Origin of the sequence: Campylobacter sp. MG1 (assembly GCF_026616895.1) — a bacterium.
GTDB lineage: Bacteria > Campylobacterota > Campylobacteria > Campylobacterales > Campylobacteraceae > Campylobacter_E.
The window spans coordinates 1-16,919 of record NZ_JANYME010000018.1 but is presented as its reverse complement, the minus strand read 5'-3'; the positions used below and the strand labels follow the sequence as shown (position 1 = coordinate 16,919).

The window sequence follows — 16,919 nt, the reverse complement described above, 5'->3', positions numbered from 1 at the left end:
AATGTTACTAATATGAAAGCTATGTTTAGTGGGTGTAGTAATTTTAATGAAACACTATATTTTGATACTTCTAGCGTTACTAATATGCAAGAAATGTTTAAAAACTGCAAAGCATTTAATAAAAGCTTAAACCTAAACACAAGCAATGTTACTAATATGAAAGCTATGTTTAGTGGGTGCAATGCCTTTAATAGCGATATTAATTTTAATACGCATTGTGTTGTTGATATGTCAATGATGTTTGATAATTGCACTAATTTTAATAAAGTTCTTAACTTTAACACTATTAATGTTAAAAATATGAATGCTATGTTTTATAATTGTGTAAATTTTAATCAAAGCCTTGACTTTAATACCGAGAATGTTTTTGATATGAGTGAAATGCTTTATAACTGCATTAATTTTAATCAAGAAATCAATCTCAATAGCAAAAAAACGCACAATATGAGCTCAATGTTTTATAATTGTATTAATCTAAATAAGCCAATTAATCTTAAAACTTCAAATGTTATCAATATGAATAGAATGTTTTGTAATTGCTCTAATTTTAATCAAGAACTCACATTTGATACAAAGCTAGTAAAGGATATGTTTTATATGTTTAAAGACTGCGTTAGTCTTAATAAAACTTTTCATTTTAATTTAAATAAAATAGAAAAATTCAACGATAAAAATACTATGAAAATTAATTTAAAAACCTATATAAAAAATATGATTTTAAAAAATTGCCCTGCAATTATTGAAATTCCTAATTCAAATTACACGAATTTAAATCAATCAAATCACAAATAAAAGGAGAATAAATGTCAAAAACAAATGAATTAAAATACAAGCCTAAAAATAAAAAAGAATTAAAGGCTTTAGTAAGTGATGAGAGTATAAATCTAGCTGATATTGATACGAGTTTGATAACTAATATGAGTAAGCTTTTTAAAGATAGTGAGCGAAAAGACTTTAGTGGCATAAATACTTGGGACACTTCTAGGGTAAAAAATATGTGCAGTATGTTTGAAAATTGTAAAAACTTCAATCAAGCTTTAGATTTTGATACTAGTAATGTAACTGATATGGGTGCGATGTTTTGTGGGTGCGAAAGTTTTAATCAAGCAATCAATTTTAACATTTCAAAAGCTAATATTTATGGGCTTATATTTAGATGTTATGCATATAAACAAGAAATTAATTTTGCTAACGATACACTAATAAAAAGCGTTTATAAACCTAAAACAAAAGAAGAATTAAAAGCCTTAGTAGATAATGAGAGTATAAATTTAGGCGAAATTGATACGAGTTTAATAACCGATATGAGTAGATTATTTTATAAATCAAAAAGAAAAAACTTTCAAGGAATAAACACTTGGAATATTACTAATGTAAAGGATATGAGCTATATGTTTTATAAATGTAAAGGCACTTATAAGATTAATTTTGCTATCTTTAGCGATGTTAATACCAAATATATGTTTGATCATAGCAACCTTGATGATTACATTATTAGGAATTAAATTCCTAATAAATCCTTATTAGGTCTTGTGGCAAAGCCTGTTGCTTTGTGATTTTTATACTCTATCCTTTAAAACTTCTTTTAAAATATTTGCTAAGCATTGTTATTTTAAAATCCCACTAATTAAACAAAATCTAATTTAATAATTTCATCTAAAGTATTAAAAATCATTTTATAAGCTCTAAAACTTGCTTTATTATTTTTGGGTGTAAGGTTTTGCCGCTGTGAAAAGGTAAAATCATTCTTAAATTATATTTATAATATATCTTATGGCTACCTTTTTGTCTATCAAAAATAAAGCCGTTTTCTAAAAGCAATTTTTCACATTCTTTAGCAGTTAGCACTGGTAATTCAGGCATATTTACCAACTTGTAAAGGAACTATAGAAACAAAAGCATTTAAAAGCTTTAATCTCTCATCATCACTTAAGCTCTCTAAATATAACTCGCTTGCTTCTTTTATGTTTTCTAACGCTTCTTCGTAAGTATCGCCTTGCGAAACGCAGCCTTTTAGAGCAGGAACATAAGCATAATAACCATTCTCATCTTTTTCTATGATTGCATTCATTTTATTCTCCTAATAAATCCTTATTAAGTCTTGTGGCAAAACCTGTTGCTTTGTGATTTTTGTATTCTTTAATGATTTCGCCATTTTCATCTAGGATAAAGCACGAGCGAATAAGCCCTTCGTATTCTTTACCATAATTTTTCTTAATCCCCCAAGCACCAAATAGCTTAGCCACTTCTTTAAATTCATCGCTTAATAAAATCTGATTTAAGCCGTATTCAGCTTTAAATTTCGCTAGTTTTTCACACTTATCAGGGCTAATTCCAATCAGCACATATCCTGCATTAAGCAATTTATCAAAACTCTCACTTAATTCACAATTTTGCTTAGTACAACCTGGAGTGTAAGCTTTTGGATAAAAAAACACTATCACCTTTTTACCGCGAAAATCACTTAGATTAATCGCTACTTCATCTTGATTTAATAAAGTAAATTCCATTATCTTCTCCTAGTAATGTTTAAATTCTCTACAACCTATTTGAGAACCTAAATCACATGCTAAACCATAAAAGTGTTTAGCATTTTTGTTTGATTTTTTTATAAGTTGTCCTTCTGAAAAAATATCTCCAGCCTCTATACATGCTTTAACATATCCTGATATACAAGCTCTTTCATATAATTGTATTGCATTGTTCGGGTCTTCTTTTTGTATAAGTTCAGCTAATTCTATACAATATTGAGTATTACCTTTATTACAACTTTGAATAAGTTGGTTTTTATATATTTGTTTTGGCGTCATTGGTTCTATATCGTAGCAACCATATAACAATATAGCAAGTGCCATAAAAATTAATTTATGTTTCATAGAAAATCCTTATTTTTTGTTTAATATTATCATATTAATCCTTTAAAACTTCTTTTATAATATTTGCTAAGCATTCTAATTGATTAGGTAAAACGCTCCTTAAATCAATTATTATGCTATCTTTATCATAATTAGCCACTACGCCTTTATTTAAAAGTTCGTTTATTTTGCATTTATTAGCCTTAATTTTTAAAGCATAGCCGCTTAGTAATTTTTCAGGCATTGAGCCACCCCCTACTAGGCTTTTGCTCTCTATGATTTCGCCAAAATTTATTAGCTCTTGCAAGGTTTTTGCTTTGTTTAAGACTTGAGATTTTGTATCATTTAATAAAGCTAGGCTTGGTAGATTTGCATAGTCTTTATTTAAATAATTTTTAACAGCTTTTGTAAGTATTAATAAGCTAGTTTTATTTAGCCTAAACATTCTTAAAAGCTGATTTTTGCGTAATTTTTCAATTAGTTCTTTTTTACCTAAAATAATTCCTGCTTGAGTGCTAGCAAATAGTTTATCCCCACTAAATGAAACCAAGCTAATACCTTTAGATATTAGGTTTTTTACACTAGGTTCATCCCTTAAACTATCATTTATTAAATCCACATAGCCACTACCTAAATCATAATAAAATATTTTTTCATTTTTACAAGCTAAATCATTTAGGCTAATCGCATCTACTTCTTGACTAAATCCACCGATATAAAAGTTTGATTTATGAGTTTTTAAAATCATTTTTGCATTGTTTAATTCAGCTTCATAATCGCTCATCTTAGTCTTATTAGTAGTCCCTACTTCAATAAGCCTTGCTCCACTTTCACGCATCACATCGCTTACTCTAAATCCCCCGCCAATTTCTACTAGCTCGGCTCTACTTGTAATTACACCTTCGTTTTTACCTAAAGTATTTAATACTAAAAATACAGCAGCAGCGTTATTATTTACCACAAGTGCATCTTCGCAACCAAAAAGCATTTTTAAATAAAATATGAGATTTTCATCTCTTTTACCCCTTGCATTGCTTTCTAAATCAAATTCTAAATTAATATTATTAGTATGAAAAGCCTTTAATTCATCATAATCACTCTCGCTCATTAAAGCACGACCAAGATTTGTATGAAGCACCACACCAGTAGCATTTATCAATGCTCTTGGCTCTTTTAATAGCCTTTTATTAATTCTTTCATTAAGCTCTTTGAGTATCATCTCGTAACTTTGCTCTTTATTAGTAGCTCTTAGTTCATTTATTAATTCTTTAGCCAAAAAGCTAACTAAAAAACTAGGTTTATCATTAAAGGCATTAATTAATTTTGATATTTGTGGTAGCATTTTAAAATCCTTAAATATTTTTTAAAATACTAGCAAGGAAAGGTAAAAATGAAAGAATTTGCATATTTAAAAAAGGCTGATTTTATAGATGATTTAGGCAAAAATATAGCCGTTATAAATAGCCCTACTAGTGAGAAATTTCTAATAGCAAATGACAAGGCTTTAAATGCTTTAATCTATGCTCCTGAAATTGATTTTTATATAAAAAACTCAAGTGCTTTTAATAATGAAAAATTAGAAAAATTATATGAAGCAAGAGCTATTAATTATGATTATTCAAGTGAGATTAATTTATATGCAAATATTGATAAAAGAATTTGCATATTATTTGATGATAAAGATTTAAAAAATAAATTAATAGATAATGGTTATAAGGCTGTTTGTGTTAGTGAATTTGAGTTTGTTTATGGTGGGATTGGCTCACTTGTAGTAGTTACTAAAGAAGGCGAATTAGATTGTGATTTAGCTATTTCACAAACAAAACTAAACAATCACGCAGTATTAATAAATCATGAAAATATATTGCAAGATTTAAATTCTTTAACGGGTAAAATTAGCTTTACAAGAAAGATTGAGTTTAATTCAAGTTTATGCCAATTAGATGGGCGTAGGAGTGAGCATTGTGGTTGGTGCGTTGAAGCCTGTCCTAGCGTGGCTTTAAGCACTGATGATAAAAAAATCATAATAAGCGAAATTGATTGTATTAATTGCGCAAAATGCGTAAGCGTATGTCCTACTAATGCACTTGAGTTTTGTGAGTTTAATAAAGATTGCATAAAAGAAATTAGCAAAATCTATGAAAACGAGCAAATAATAATAACTCAAAATTATGATAATGATTTTAATATAAAGCATTTTTTACCATTTAATATACCTTTTGATTTATTAGATGAATTAATACTTTTACATTTAATAAACACAAGTGGTAAAAGCATTGCTATAGTTGGAGATATTAGCGAATTTTTAGCCGAAAAAATCAACTTAGTAAATGATATTTGCAAGGCAATCACAGGAAAAATAGCTATATATGTAAATGCAAATTTAGATGAAATTCCAAATGAATTGATAAAAGAATTTAAATCAAGCGAAAGTAATTTTAGACTAAATAAAAGAGAGCTTTTTGGCTTAAAAATCTCTTCTATGTTAAATAATTTAGATAAAGGCGTAATCACTGCTAAAAATTATGCAAAAATTAGTATAAATGAAAGCACTTGCACCCTTTGTGCTTCTTGTGCTGGGGCTTGTAATACGAACGCAATTTTAGCTGATAGTAAAGAAAATGCTATTAAATTTAACGCATCATTATGCACAAGTTGTGGATATTGTATAAATTCTTGTGCTGAAAAAGATACTATTTTTATACAAAATGATATTTTAGAACTAAATCCGATTAGCTTTACTCATAAAACTTTAGCTAAAGATGAATTGTTTGCTTGTATTGAGTGTGGTAAAGAATTTGCTACTAAAAAATCAATTGATAAAATAGCTGGTATTTTAGGGGCTGCTTTTAGCTCTGATGTTACGAAAAAATATTCGCTTTATTGCTGTGCTGATTGTAAGGCTAAGATAATGATGCTAAAACAAGCTCAAGTTTTTGATGATACAAATAGTTTTTTTGCACCACTTGAAGAAAAATTAAATAAATTTTTGAAAGGTTAAAATGAACGAAGAATTAAATATAACTAGGTCATATTTTTACGAATTTTGTGCTAGAGCAATTAGCTTTATGAATAATGATGATTTTAATACTTTAAGAGAACAAGCTAAGTTTTTTTATGATAATTTAGATGATTTAAAAGATGATTTTAAAGTAATTTTAGATACTGATTATGCAACTTATAAAGATGAGCAAAATGCTGTTTTTTATGATTTTTCTTATGTAAATGTGCCTACTGATGCTAGTTTTTATGATGAAGGGCGTGATAATGGCAAAATGAGAATAATTGCAACAGGAATTTTAAAAAGAGCTAATTTAATCAAAAACACAAATCTTAGCGATAATGAAGATAGTATGAATTTTTTATTTTATCTAGGTAGCGTTTTATGCAAAAATAATGATGAATTATGTCAGGAGCTATTTTCAAGAATTATTAATGAGGTTGTAGATGAGTTTTGTGAAAAACTACAAACTCATAAAAACTCAAAAATATTTACTCATATTGCAAATATCATATCTTATTTAACACAAATTGAAAGGGCATTTTATAGTGTAAATGCACCTGCTAAAAAAGAATCGGTTGCAGATAAAGCATTGCAAAGAATACCTTATGAACCAAGACTTCCAACCGAGTTTTCAAAAATCAATATGAGTGAGCTAACTAGCTTTAAAGAAAATATTTAAAATGATTTTCTATATTATTATTAACTTTTATTATATATAATTATTGTGCAATAAATAAAATAAAAAAAGCCTATGATTAAGATAATTTTAAGTTTAATAGGATAGAATACGACTTTTAATTACGGCGGATTTATAGCTCAGTTGGTTAGAGCAACCGGCTCATAACCGGTCGGTCCTAGGTTCGAGTCCTAGTAAATCCACCACCTCCTTTAAATTTAATAAAATTAAATCTTTCATGTGGCTTTTAAAAAAGAAGGAATCATATGTCTAATAAAAAATCTTTGTTACCTATATGTTATATTGAGGCCTTTGAAAGATTTGCCTTTTTAGGTTTTTTATCTATTTTTGTATTTTATTTAATTGATGATTTTAATTTTTCAAAAGGTGATGCTAGTTTAATTAGTGCTAGTTTGGGAGCTTGCATATATGCCCTTGGTGTTTTTGGTGCATTACTTAGTGATTTTTGTTTAGGGTCTAAAAGAAGTGTAATTTTAGGGCTTATTATGCTTTGTATTGGATATTTTTTTATATTTTTTCATAGTTTTATAACTTTAATTATAGGTTTAATATTTTTGGTTTTAGGTAGTGTATTAATAAAATCAAATCTTGCTACACTTTTATCTAAGAATTATACAAACAAAAACTATGCCTTTGGTGTTTTCTATATTTTTGTAAATATCGGTTGCTTTTTAGGTCAATTTGTATTGGGGTATGTAGGGCAAAAGATAAATTATAATTTGGCTTTTTTTATAGCATTTTTGAGTTTATTATTAACTATTTTTATATATTTAAAAAATTCTAAGTATTTTCAAAATGAAATCTTGAATTTAGACTATTTAAAACAAAATTTAAAATTTATTTTTATATTTTTATTGGGTGTTATTATTATATCAACTCAAAATTTATTTATAATTAGCAAAATTATAAGTATTTTTGCAATAGTTTTACCTTTTTACTTTTATATTTTCATATATAATAAAATAGAAAATAAATTAAATTTTAAAATATTAGGAGTTTATTTTTTAGCTGCTATTGTTTTTTATATGTTGATTTTTCAAAGTTTTAATACTCTTAGTATTTTAACTAGACAAAAAGTAGTAAATGAGATTTTTGGATTTGTAATACCTAGTTCTTGGTATGTTTCTTTTATGTTTTTTATAAGTATATTTTTCTCTATTTTACTTAGTAAATATGTAAAAAATAGGAATATTAATGAAGCCTTATTATTTGCTTTTGCTATGATTTTAGCTTCGTTAGCATTTATTCTAGCTGGAATTTTCAGCAATTATGAAAATATAAATGCTTTTTACATTTTAATTATATATTTTTTATTAGGGATATCTCAATTAGTTGTAGGTGCAATAGGTCTTAGTGTTACTTCTAGTCTTTCTCCTAATAAATTTAAGACTAGTGCTATAGGGGTTTGGTTTTTATGTTCAGCAGCAGGGCAGGGTATTGAAGGATTAATAGTTAAACTTATAGATAGTATTAGCCTTGATGTTTATTTTATAACTCAAGGTTCATTTGTTATGTTATGTGCTATATTGATGGTGATTTTTCATAAATTTTTAAAAGTATAGATTATTTTAATTTTTCTATACTTTTTGTTAGTGCAATTATTAGCTCATCTATGTCGTTAAAATCATGAGTATAATGTAAGCTTATTCTTAAAAACCCAGGTTTTGCTCTAAAATTTTGATTGTCAACTAAATTCATTAAATCATGTGCATAAGGTCCAGCACAAGCACATCCAGCACGAGTTTCTATACCAAAACTATCACTTAAAACTCTAGCTAAATCATATGGATTAATACCTGATACATTTAGTGAAAAAATTGGTAATCTATTTTTTATATTCGCAGCATATAGTGTGATATTGTATTTATATTGTATTTTTTTTATATTTGATAAAAAATATTCTTTTAATTCTTCTTCTTTTTGTTTTATTTTATCTAGTCCTATCAAATCACGAATTTTAAAAGCATAAGAAGCTTTTATAACTTGTAGTATAGCTGGAGTTCCTCCTTCTTCTATAGCCTCTTTATCTTTTAAGAATTCATAATTACTTCTACATACATATCCAACTGTTCCACCGCCGGCAAAAGTTGGTTCATCTCCTATTAAATCTTTTTTAATTGCTAAAAAACCACAAGTTCCAACACCACCTATTAATTTATGTCCTGAAATAAACATTGCATCATAATCTACACTAATATTTTCGTAAGCTATTAAGCTACTAGCATCAATACATAAAAGTGCTTTATATTGCTTTGCTATAGAACTAATTTTTTCTAAATTTGCCCTTACTCCAGTGATATTACTAGCAGCACTAACGCTTATTATAATTTTTCTATTTATATTTTTTTTGCAAATTCTTTCAAGTTCGTATAAATCACTATTGTTTTCTCTAGTGCTTAATCTATGTGTTTCGCATAAACCTTGTCTAAAGCTTAGTTCATTAGAATGATGTTCGATAGCACTTATGATTACTAAAGGCAAAGTTTTTTTATCTATATTTTTAAAATACTTTTCTTTTATTAAAGGTGGAATATAAATTCCAACTAATTCTTGGAATTTTTTAATAGCCATTGTTGAGCCTGAGCCACAAGCAATTAGTGCAAAATCTTGATTTAAATTTAAACTTTTTTTTATGTTATTTTTTGCTTCATTATAATATTTACTCGTTATTTTAGAATTTTTTGCACTATCAGAATGAGTATTGGCATAGGTTTTTAAAATTTCAAGCATTTTATTTTCTATACTTTTTAATGCCAGTGCACTTGCTGTATAGTCAAAATACTTTATATTATTATCTAAAATAATATCATTTTTTAAATCACTTATTTGCATGACTTTGCCTTTTGTAAAAAAAATATAAGTAAAATTAGCACAAAAATATTAAGGGGAAGTTATAGAATTTTTAGATTTTTTAAAAAAATACCCACATTTTTTTATAGATGAAGCCTTTGAATTTTATGCAGTATTTGGTGATGAGGATTTTATTCCAAGTCTTAAGAATATAGATGAATATATTAAAGATTTGATATTAAATTATAATCCTTATAAATTTCATTTAAATGATAATGAATGTAAAATATTGACACATTTTGCTAGAAAATCTCGTTTGGAATTTAGTATTAATAAAAAAGTTTCAAGGTTTAAAGCTAGAAAGATTTTTTATGATTTGATAAATAAAAATATTATTAAAATAGAAAAAAATTGTGATTTGTTCACAAAAAATAAAAATTTTGCTTTTCAGGATAAAGTTATTTTTAAATCTAATTTTATGAGATTTTATTTTTATTTTTTAAAGCCGTATGAAAAATTAATTTTTAGCAATAAAGATGAAGCTTATCAAAAAATTTTATCTGAATTTAATAATTATTTATCATATATTTTTGAAATGGTAGCTTGTGAATTTTGTGAGCGTTATTTTAATATTTATGGCGTTCAAAGTATTTGGGGTAAAGATTATGAGTGCGATATTTATTATAATGACTTTGATTTTACCTTATTAGGTGAAGTTAAATTTAATGGTAAAAAAATGTGTCTTAATTCATATTCAAAGTTACAAAATAAGGCGAAATTATTAGGATTAGAGCCTAATAAATTTATATTTTTTAGTAAAAATTTGTATAGTAAAAAATTACAAAATTTAAACGATAATAGGCTCATTTTGGCTAGTTTAAAAGATTTTGAAAAATTTAAATAAAGCAAAATAATTGCTTTATTTTTTTAATCTTTATTTATGGTATTTATCAAGTCTTGCATATTAGGATTTTGACCTAATATTTTTAGGTAGATATAATAGTTTGCTAAAACTTTTTTACCATACAATCTACTTTCTAAATAAGGCACAAGCTCCATTGATAAGAATGGTTCGTATGATTTTAGTTTAGAATTTGGATTAAACATATAATCTTTTTTTAGCATTCTTTGAGTAAATCCTAAGCCCCCGTTATAAGCATAAGCTATAAATATAGGATGCTTAACTCCTTTTTTAAGCGTATTTATATGAGCGTTTGCGAATTTATACGCTATTTTTGGGTCAAACATTTGAGTAACATCAAAATCATTATTATTAAAATCAACTTTAGCAGTATGTCTTGCTACAAAAGGCATAAATTGCATCATACCTAAAGCATAAGAAGTGCTTACAGAAGCTGGTAAAAATCTGCTTTCTTGTTTAGCAATAGCTAAAATTAGTGCTTTTTGCTCTATGCTATAATTGGCTAATTCTTCAGGAAATGGTATTGGATAAATATTATCTTTAAAATTACTTAATTTATCGCTAATTACTAGATATTGTCCTTGAGTGTTTTTGGTATTAAAATATTCTTGCATTTCGCTAAGCTTTTGAGTATCAGCGTTTTTAATGTCATTCATAAATCTAGCTTGAACTAAAGCATTATTGATAGGATAATCTATGCTTTTTGTAGGATTTGGTGTGATGATGGTCGGTAATGGTGTGTTTGTTAGCTCTTTTGCTAAAATACTATAAATATTTAAATCATCACTATTTGCTAAAGTATCTAAATGCCTAGTTTTATTACTAGCTAAATAAGCAAAAAATAAAGCATTATCCTTTGGTCTTTTATATTTATAAGTTTTATTAGCTCTTAAAAAGTATTTTTCTGCTAAGGCATTTTTATTAAACATAAGCGCATTTAAACCTAATGCAAATGCTAAATCTTCTTTAGCGTCTTCTTTATCAAGACTTGCTAATTTCTCTCTTATTTTTGGATATTTATCATCTACTATAGCTGAGTTTAAAAATTTATAAGCATTAGGGTGCTCCATCATACTAGCACGAGTAAGTGGCCCTGGAGAAAAATCATCTAGCTTATATCCATCATAATAAAGCTTCATTAAGGTTTTTCCATCACCTTTTTTAATGCTTTCTGCCACAGGGTTTTTGTTAGCTAATATGCTTAATTGTGAGCTTAGATTTTTATCTTTTTGTTTATAAATATTTGCTAGTTTTATTAGGTTTTCTTTGCTTAACTTTTTTGCAAAATTTATTTCTTTTAGTCTAAATATCTGACATTTTTCATCTGCGTTCATTATAGAATTGATTGAATAATTATAGCAAGAATCAGCAGGTAATGTTTTTGGCTCTTCTTTAATATTTTTGCTTAGTTTTTCATATTCTTTTTTCATAACTCCAGCAAAACGGAAAATATGTGTTTTAAATTCTTTTAAATCTTCTTTTTTTATCTCATTATTTTTTAATAAATTATATAAAAAAAAGTCCTTAGCAAGTGAGTTCGGCTCATTTTTTAATTCTTCATAAGTATATGAAAATAAAGCTTGAGCAATTAATAATATACTAATTAATTTTTTCATAATAATCCTTTTACGATTTTTACTAATTCAAATAATCCGATTTGTAATAAATGTATTCCTACGAAAACAGCAATAGGGGCAAGACTTACCATACCTATATTTAAAAATCTAGGCGGTATTATCATATATACTAAATCAAATGCTGGTCTTACTAATTTATATACAATATTGTATATTTTATATCCGATAGGGCTTGTAAAAGCTTGTGGAAAAAACGAAAACAAACAATAGGCAATAACTAAATAAGAATAAATATTTAGTCCTCTTATTATCAATACAAGCAGTAAAACTACAATATCAGCAAAGCTCATCTTTTACCTTTAAAAACTCGCTCATACAAGGTTGCATAATCTCATAAATTTGTGCTAATTCAGGGCCGTGAGCTGAACCGCTAAGCAATAACCTTAAGCTCATAAATAATTGTTTGCCTTTTAAATTAGCGTTGTGATTTAGTTTAAATTCTTCGTATTTGCTAGGTATGTTTGATTTTTCTAATTCAGCTTTTAATAATTTCGCACTCTCACTAAAATCTAAATTGTTAGCAAAAACTACATTAAATGGTAGAAAATATCCACTAAGTTTAGCTCTAATTTCATTTAAAGTACTTGCTTCTTCTAAGTGAAGTTTTGCTAATTTTGCTAATACTTTTACATTACTAAACTTAGCTAAAAACTCATCTTTAAACAATAATCTAGCTAGAATTTCATCATCTAAAATCTTAATATGCTCTCTATTTATAAATCTTAATTTTGCCATACTAAATCTAGCTGGAGATTTAGAAATATTGCTTATTTCAAACCAAGAAATTGCATCATTCATCGTAAAAATTTCATCAGGGGTTTTATTGCCTAAAGCTAGTAAATAATTAGCTATCGCATCAGGCAAAAAGCCTTCATTTAAAAGCCATTTTACGCTTGAATGCTCTTGTCTTTTACTCATTTTTTGACCGCTTTCTTCGTCTAAAATGATAGGTAAATGTGCATATTGCATACTTTCATTAAAGCCTAAAGACGCCTTTATATGTTCTTGTTTTGGAGTATTGCTTACATGGTCTTCTCCACGGATAATAAAGCTAACTCCTTCGCACATATCATCCATAGAACATGCAAAATTATATGTAGGTGTCCCATCAGCTCTTAAAATTACAAAACTATCAACATCATTTGGCTCAAATGATAAAACGCCTTTTATTTCATCTTTAAAAGTGATTGTGTTTTTAGGTTTTTTAAGTCTTATTACGAATGGTTTAGTTAAATCTTGTTTTAAATTCTCGCAAGTTCCATCGTATCTATAAGCTCTTTTTTCGTTTTTTGCTAATTCTTTTTTTTCTTCTAATTCAGCTTCGGTGCAATAGCATTTAAAAGCAGAACCATTTTCTAATAATTTTGCTGCTAATTTTTGATGAGTTGCTAGATGAGTGCTTTGCACATAGTATTCGTCCCAATTAATCCCAAATAAATTTAAAATACTCTTAATCTCTTCTTCTTTGCCTTGAATATTTCTAGCTGTGTCTGTGTCTTCTATCCTTAAAATAAACTTTTTATTATATTTTTTCGCACATACATAATTAATAACGGCAGTCCTTAAATTCCCTATATGCATATCGCCTGTAGGTGATGGGGCAAATCTAAACATTTGTAATTCCTTGATATGATTTTTCATAATTCTATTTTAAGAAAGTAAAAAGAGTGCCAATGAAAGAAGTATTAAAAAAAATTTCTTTTTTTAAAGATTTTAGCGAAAATGAGCTTGAAGAATTAGCAAAAATTTGTATTCTTAAAAGCTACGAAAAAGGCGAAATGCTATTTATGGAAGGTGAAAGTAGTAAGTATTTGCACTTATTAATTAAAGGTAATATTAAGGTTTATAAAACCAACCAAAAAGGAGCTGAAATTTTTATGCATAAATTAACTCCGATTTCTTTTGTAGCCGAATTAGCTAATTTTGAAAATATCCCTTTTCCTGCGAGTGCTAGTTTTTTAAATAGTGGGGAAGTGATTAAGATTGATTTTGAAGAGCTTAAAAATAAGTTTTTAACTAAGGTTGATTTTGTTCTAGCTTTATTAAGTGGAATTTCAAAAAAGTTAATTTATTTATCAGAATTCGTTCATAATGAAATGATTTTAAGTGCTGAAGCAAAGCTAGCTAAATTAGTTTGCGAGCAAAGTGAAGTATTTAAGAGCATAAAACATATCCAATTAGCTTCATTTATAAATCTAGCTCCAGAGACTTTTTCTAGAATTTTAGCTAAGTTTAAAAATGATGGAATTATTAGTTTTGATGATGATAAAAACTTAATAATTCACGATGAAAAATATTTAAAATCACTTTACGAGAATTAATTATGAGCTTACACCATTTATTATTTGCTATTGCATTTTGTGTTGCTGTTTTTATTGCAAATGCTTATATTTATAGACAATTATTTAGAGTAATTTTCCCTAGATTTAAAGGCTTTTTTTTAGTAGTTTGCATAGTTTTATTCATATCTAATGTTGTATTTTTGTTCTCTATGAGAGCTAATTTTTTGCCTGATTTTCTTTATACTACTTTATCAATTCTTTTGGGTTTTTCTTTCTTCTTCTTTTTAATCGCTTTAATTTATGATATTGTTAAATTTATAGCCTTTAAAAGCGTAAAAAATATAGACACAAATAGAAGAAAAACTTTAAAATTAATTTGTGATTTAGGTGTTTTATTTGTTGCATTTGGGTGTTTTTTACAAGGTATATTTAAGGCAATTAAAATTCCACCTATTAAATATGTAGATTTAAATGCCAATTTAGGAATAAAAATCGCAATGATAAGTGATGTGCATTTAGGCAAGAATTTACATAAAGATTTTTTAGAAAAATTAATCGCAAAAATCAATGAACAAGAAGTTGATTATGTAGTAATTGTTGGGGATTTAATAGATACTAACATAGATGATATTGATTATTTGGATTTATTAAATACCTTTAATAAGCCTTGCTTTTATGTAACTGGCAATCACGAATACTACCACGACGCTACAAAAATCCTAGCAAAATTAAAGCAAACTAATATAAAAGTATTAGAAAATGAAAGCATAGATTTAGGCAAAATAGTGCTTAGTGGTATAAATGATTTAAAGGGTGCAAAATATGGAATGCCAATGGATTTAGCCCCAATTTATAAAAATTTTAATGATACTAAATACAATATTTTATTAGCTCATCAACCTGTTGTAGCTAAGGAATTTGATTTGAGTAGATTTGATTTAGTTTTATCAGGGCATACTCACGCAGGACAGATTTTCCCATTTAGTATTTTTGTTTTAATGCAGCAAGGATTTTTGCACGGACTTTATGAAATCGGTAAAAAAACTAAATTATATGTTAGTAGTGGTGCTGGATTTTGGGGTCCATCTATACGCTTTTTAGCACCTAGTGAAATAGTAATAATTAGACTTTAAGGAATATAATGAGAAAAACAATTTCAAGAATTTTTGGTAAATTAGTAAGCATAAAATATCCAAAATTTATGCAAAATTATATAAACAAAACTTATGTAAAGCATTTTAATATACCTTTAGATGAGTTTAAAGACTATAAAGAATACGATAGTTTATTAGCTCTTTTTACTAGAAGATTAACAAAGCCAAGAGAATTTGAAAGCGGCTTTATAAGTCCTTGTGATGGCACTATTTTAAGTTATGCAAAAAGCTCAAATTTAAAGGCATTTAGTATAAAAGGTAAAGATTATGATATTAAAGAGCTTTTAGGTTTTAATCCTAAAAATGAGCTTGATTTTTTAAATATTTATCTTAGCCCAAGGGATTATCACAATTATCATAGTCCTTGTAATATGCAGGTTTTAAATCTAAAATATTTTTGTGCGGAGCTTTTTAGCGTTAATTTAAAAGCACTTAGTAAGCATGATAATTTGTATTCAAGAAATGAGCGTGTAGTTTTAACTTGCAAAAAAGATAGTGGAGATATTTTTTATATGGTTTTTGTAGGGGCTGTAAATGTTGGCAAGATGGAATTTGATTTTGATACAAGCGTGCAAACTAATATGAAAAATGCAAGTGATTATGAGAAAAACTATGATAATGTAAGCTTAAAAAAAGGCGAAATGCTAGGAAGATTTTTGATGGGTTCTACTATTTTAATCTTAGGCGATGATTTAAAACTTGAATGCCAAGTTGGTGCGATTAAATTCGGACAAAGAATAGCAAATGATTAAAAAGACTAATGCAGCAAGGTTTTTAGATACTTTAAAAATAGATTATGAATTATTAAGCTACGAAGTAGATGATGATTTATCAGCAATTAGCGTAGCAAAAAAGACAGGAATTGATATTAAATATATTTACAAAACCATAGTTTGCGAGGGTAAAAATGCCTTGTATGTTGCTTGTATTCAAGGGGATTTAGAAATAGATTTAAAATCTTTTGCAAAGGCAGTAGGAGAAAAATCCTTAAGCCTTTTAAAACTTGATAAATTAAAGGATAAAACAGGATATATTAGGGGCGGTTGTTCGCCTTTTGGTATGAAAAAAGATTATGTTAGATTTATTGACGAAAGAGCTTTAGAGCTTGAGTATTTTGTGCTTAGTGCTGGGTTTCGTGGTCTTCAGCTAAAAATAAATGCAAAATATATTCAAAAGCTTTTTAATATTGCTAGTATAAGTAATTCATCTATCATTTAATTCTCCTTTTTTATACATTGGTTGAAATTTATTAACAATAACATTGAGCATTCTGTATCTTATTTCCTTATCTTCTGGGCAATATTTATGTAAAGCATATAAATAGTAAATAGAATCTTCATAAATATGTCTTATATACAGTATAAGGAGGAGATGTATATGTTACACGCAAAAAGTGATGAATTTTTTAAAAAATGCTTGATTTCAAAAGTTGCTTGAGGTTTTTAATATGGTTTTAAACAGTTTTTAATATAGGTCAAATTAACACACAAAAATACGCATGTGTAACAAATAGAAATTTTACAAAATGCACAAAATTGAATTAATATTGCAAAGTCCTTAAATTCGTGTTTTAATGAT

Annotated in this window: 19 protein-coding genes and 1 tRNA gene; 11 read left to right on the top strand and 9 right to left on the bottom strand. The window is 26.9% G+C overall.

What is annotated here, in order from left to right; translation table 11 throughout:
• On the top strand, positions 1-792 hold a 792-nt coding region (locus NY022_RS09240), incomplete at its 5' end, for a BspA family leucine-rich repeat surface protein (protein WP_267525525.1).
• 11 nt (positions 793-803) lie between these two features.
• On the top strand, positions 804-1,505 hold the full coding sequence (locus NY022_RS09235; RefSeq protein WP_267525524.1) for a BspA family leucine-rich repeat surface protein: 702 nt from the start codon (positions 804-806) through the stop codon (positions 1,503-1,505).
• 166 nt (positions 1,506-1,671) lie between these two features.
• Here NY022_RS09235 and NY022_RS09230 read toward each other — a convergent pair whose 3' ends face one another.
• Genes NY022_RS09230 through selA form a run of 5 tightly spaced genes read right to left on the bottom strand, consistent with a single transcriptional unit; the run spans position 1,672 to position 4,197 of the window.
• A complete protein-coding gene (locus NY022_RS09230; RefSeq protein WP_267525522.1) occupies positions 1,672-1,863 on the bottom strand; it encodes a type II toxin-antitoxin system HicA family toxin in 192 nt (63 codons plus the stop codon).
• Positions 1,856-2,071 (bottom strand): type II toxin-antitoxin system HicB family antitoxin, encoded by a 216-nt coding sequence (locus NY022_RS09225; RefSeq protein WP_214149745.1) that lies wholly within the window; start codon positions 2,069-2,071, stop codon positions 1,856-1,858. The genes NY022_RS09230 and NY022_RS09225 overlap by 8 nt, the downstream gene beginning before the upstream one ends.
• Position 2,072: 1 nt before the next feature.
• Complete coding sequence (gene bcp, locus NY022_RS09220; protein ID WP_267525519.1) at positions 2,073-2,510, bottom strand: thioredoxin-dependent thiol peroxidase; 438 nt, start codon at positions 2,508-2,510, stop codon at positions 2,073-2,075.
• A 9-nt stretch (positions 2,511-2,519) separates the two neighbouring features.
• Positions 2,520-2,876, bottom strand: a complete 357-nt coding sequence (locus tag NY022_RS09215; RefSeq protein ID WP_267525517.1) for a hypothetical protein — start codon at positions 2,874-2,876, stop codon at positions 2,520-2,522.
• A gap of 34 nt (positions 2,877-2,910) precedes the next feature.
• Entirely contained in the window at positions 2,911-4,197 is a 1,287-nt protein-coding gene (gene selA / locus NY022_RS09210) for an L-seryl-tRNA(Sec) selenium transferase (protein WP_267525515.1), read from the bottom strand.
• Between the two features lie 48 nt (positions 4,198-4,245).
• Between selA and NY022_RS09205 the strand changes: the two genes are divergently transcribed.
• The 4 genes from NY022_RS09205 (at position 4,246) to NY022_RS09190 (ending at position 8,118) form a co-directional block, all read left to right on the top strand.
• A complete protein-coding gene (locus NY022_RS09205; protein ID WP_267525513.1) occupies positions 4,246-5,856 on the top strand; it encodes a 4Fe-4S binding protein in 1,611 nt (536 codons plus the stop codon).
• A 1-nt stretch (position 5,857) separates the two neighbouring features.
• A complete protein-coding gene (locus tag NY022_RS09200; RefSeq protein WP_267525511.1) occupies positions 5,858-6,538 on the top strand; it encodes a hypothetical protein in 681 nt (226 codons plus the stop codon).
• A gap of 126 nt (positions 6,539-6,664) precedes the next feature.
• Positions 6,665-6,741, top strand: a tRNA-Ile gene (locus NY022_RS09195).
• 60 nt (positions 6,742-6,801) lie between these two features.
• Positions 6,802-8,118, top strand: coding sequence for an oligopeptide:H+ symporter (locus tag NY022_RS09190; protein WP_267525509.1), 1,317 nt, complete (start codon positions 6,802-6,804; stop codon positions 8,116-8,118).
• A 1-nt stretch (position 8,119) separates the two neighbouring features.
• Here NY022_RS09190 and NY022_RS09185 read toward each other — a convergent pair whose 3' ends face one another.
• Entirely contained in the window at positions 8,120-9,388 is a 1,269-nt protein-coding gene (locus NY022_RS09185) for an aminotransferase class V-fold PLP-dependent enzyme (RefSeq protein ID WP_267525508.1), read from the bottom strand.
• A gap of 190 nt (positions 9,389-9,578) precedes the next feature.
• Here NY022_RS09185 and NY022_RS09180 point away from each other — a divergent pair, with 190 nt between their 5' ends.
• Positions 9,579-10,250 (top strand): DUF234 domain-containing protein, encoded by a 672-nt coding sequence (locus NY022_RS09180; RefSeq protein ID WP_267525506.1) that lies wholly within the window; start codon positions 9,579-9,581, stop codon positions 10,248-10,250.
• Between the two features lie 23 nt (positions 10,251-10,273).
• On the opposite strand, the gene NY022_RS09175 is transcribed toward NY022_RS09180, so the two are convergent.
• From NY022_RS09175 to gltX, 3 genes are read right to left on the bottom strand one after another with little or no spacing between them, the layout of a single operon-like run.
• The gene (locus NY022_RS09175; protein ID WP_267525505.1) at positions 10,274-11,884 is read right to left on the bottom strand and encodes a lytic transglycosylase domain-containing protein; all 1,611 of its coding nucleotides are present in this window, start codon (positions 11,882-11,884) and stop codon (positions 10,274-10,276) included.
• Positions 11,881-12,195: a YggT family protein gene (locus NY022_RS09170; protein ID WP_214118983.1), complete on the bottom strand. Its 315-nt coding sequence runs from the start codon at positions 12,193-12,195 to the stop codon at positions 11,881-11,883. The genes NY022_RS09175 and NY022_RS09170 overlap by 4 nt, the downstream gene beginning before the upstream one ends.
• The gene (gene gltX / locus NY022_RS09165) at positions 12,182-13,519 is read right to left on the bottom strand and encodes a glutamate--tRNA ligase (RefSeq protein ID WP_267525502.1); all 1,338 of its coding nucleotides are present in this window, start codon (positions 13,517-13,519) and stop codon (positions 12,182-12,184) included. Before gltX ends, NY022_RS09170 begins: the two co-directional genes overlap by 14 nt.
• A 59-nt stretch (positions 13,520-13,578) precedes the next feature.
• Here gltX and NY022_RS09160 point away from each other — a divergent pair, with 59 nt between their 5' ends.
• Genes NY022_RS09160 through NY022_RS09145 form a run of 4 tightly spaced genes read left to right on the top strand, consistent with a single transcriptional unit; the run spans position 13,579 to position 16,559 of the window.
• The gene (locus tag NY022_RS09160; protein WP_214118979.1) at positions 13,579-14,226 is read left to right on the top strand and encodes a Crp/Fnr family transcriptional regulator; all 648 of its coding nucleotides are present in this window, start codon (positions 13,579-13,581) and stop codon (positions 14,224-14,226) included.
• Positions 14,227-14,228: 2 nt separating this feature from the next.
• Complete coding sequence (locus NY022_RS09155) at positions 14,229-15,320, top strand: metallophosphoesterase (RefSeq protein ID WP_250325675.1); 1,092 nt, start codon at positions 14,229-14,231, stop codon at positions 15,318-15,320.
• Between the two features lie 8 nt (positions 15,321-15,328).
• Complete coding sequence (locus NY022_RS09150; protein ID WP_267525499.1) at positions 15,329-16,093, top strand: phosphatidylserine decarboxylase; 765 nt, start codon at positions 15,329-15,331, stop codon at positions 16,091-16,093.
• Complete coding sequence (locus NY022_RS09145; RefSeq protein WP_267525496.1) at positions 16,086-16,559, top strand: YbaK/EbsC family protein; 474 nt, start codon at positions 16,086-16,088, stop codon at positions 16,557-16,559. Before NY022_RS09150 ends, NY022_RS09145 begins: the two co-directional genes overlap by 8 nt.
• Positions 16,560-16,919: the final 360 nt, after the last annotated feature.

What these genes read in the sequence shown, in the direction of transcription:
- NY022_RS09230 (WP_267525522.1), bottom strand. Translation starts at nt 1,863, where the DNA reads ATGCCTGAATTACCAGTGCTAACTGCTAAAGAATGTGAAAAATTGCTT.
- NY022_RS09185 (WP_267525508.1), bottom strand. Translation starts at nt 9,388, where the DNA reads ATGCAAATAAGTGATTTAAAAAATGATATTATTTTAGATAATAATATA.
- NY022_RS09160 (WP_214118979.1), top strand. Translation starts at nt 13,579, where the DNA reads ATGAAAGAAGTATTAAAAAAAATTTCTTTTTTTAAAGATTTTAGCGAA.
- NY022_RS09205 (WP_267525513.1), top strand. Translation starts at nt 4,246, where the DNA reads ATGAAAGAATTTGCATATTTAAAAAAGGCTGATTTTATAGATGATTTA.
- NY022_RS09145 (WP_267525496.1), top strand. Translation starts at nt 16,086, where the DNA reads ATGATTAAAAAGACTAATGCAGCAAGGTTTTTAGATACTTTAAAAATA.
- NY022_RS09235 (WP_267525524.1), top strand. Translation starts at nt 804, where the DNA reads ATGTCAAAAACAAATGAATTAAAATACAAGCCTAAAAATAAAAAAGAA.
- NY022_RS09200 (WP_267525511.1), top strand. Translation starts at nt 5,858, where the DNA reads ATGAACGAAGAATTAAATATAACTAGGTCATATTTTTACGAATTTTGT.
- NY022_RS09225 (WP_214149745.1), bottom strand. Translation starts at nt 2,071, where the DNA reads ATGAATGCAATCATAGAAAAAGATGAGAATGGTTATTATGCTTATGTT.
- selA (WP_267525515.1), bottom strand. Translation starts at nt 4,197, where the DNA reads ATGCTACCACAAATATCAAAATTAATTAATGCCTTTAATGATAAACCT.
- NY022_RS09150 (WP_267525499.1), top strand. Translation starts at nt 15,329, where the DNA reads ATGAGAAAAACAATTTCAAGAATTTTTGGTAAATTAGTAAGCATAAAA.
- gltX (WP_267525502.1), bottom strand. Translation starts at nt 13,519, where the DNA reads ATGTTTAGATTTGCCCCATCACCTACAGGCGATATGCATATAGGGAAT.
- NY022_RS09170 (WP_214118983.1), bottom strand. Translation starts at nt 12,195, where the DNA reads ATGAGCTTTGCTGATATTGTAGTTTTACTGCTTGTATTGATAATAAGA.
- NY022_RS09215 (WP_267525517.1), bottom strand. Translation starts at nt 2,876, where the DNA reads ATGAAACATAAATTAATTTTTATGGCACTTGCTATATTGTTATATGGT.
- bcp (WP_267525519.1), bottom strand. Translation starts at nt 2,510, where the DNA reads ATGGAATTTACTTTATTAAATCAAGATGAAGTAGCGATTAATCTAAGT.
- NY022_RS09155 (WP_250325675.1), top strand. Translation starts at nt 14,229, where the DNA reads ATGAGCTTACACCATTTATTATTTGCTATTGCATTTTGTGTTGCTGTT.
- NY022_RS09175 (WP_267525505.1), bottom strand. Translation starts at nt 11,884, where the DNA reads ATGAAAAAATTAATTAGTATATTATTAATTGCTCAAGCTTTATTTTCA.
- NY022_RS09190 (WP_267525509.1), top strand. Translation starts at nt 6,802, where the DNA reads ATGTCTAATAAAAAATCTTTGTTACCTATATGTTATATTGAGGCCTTT.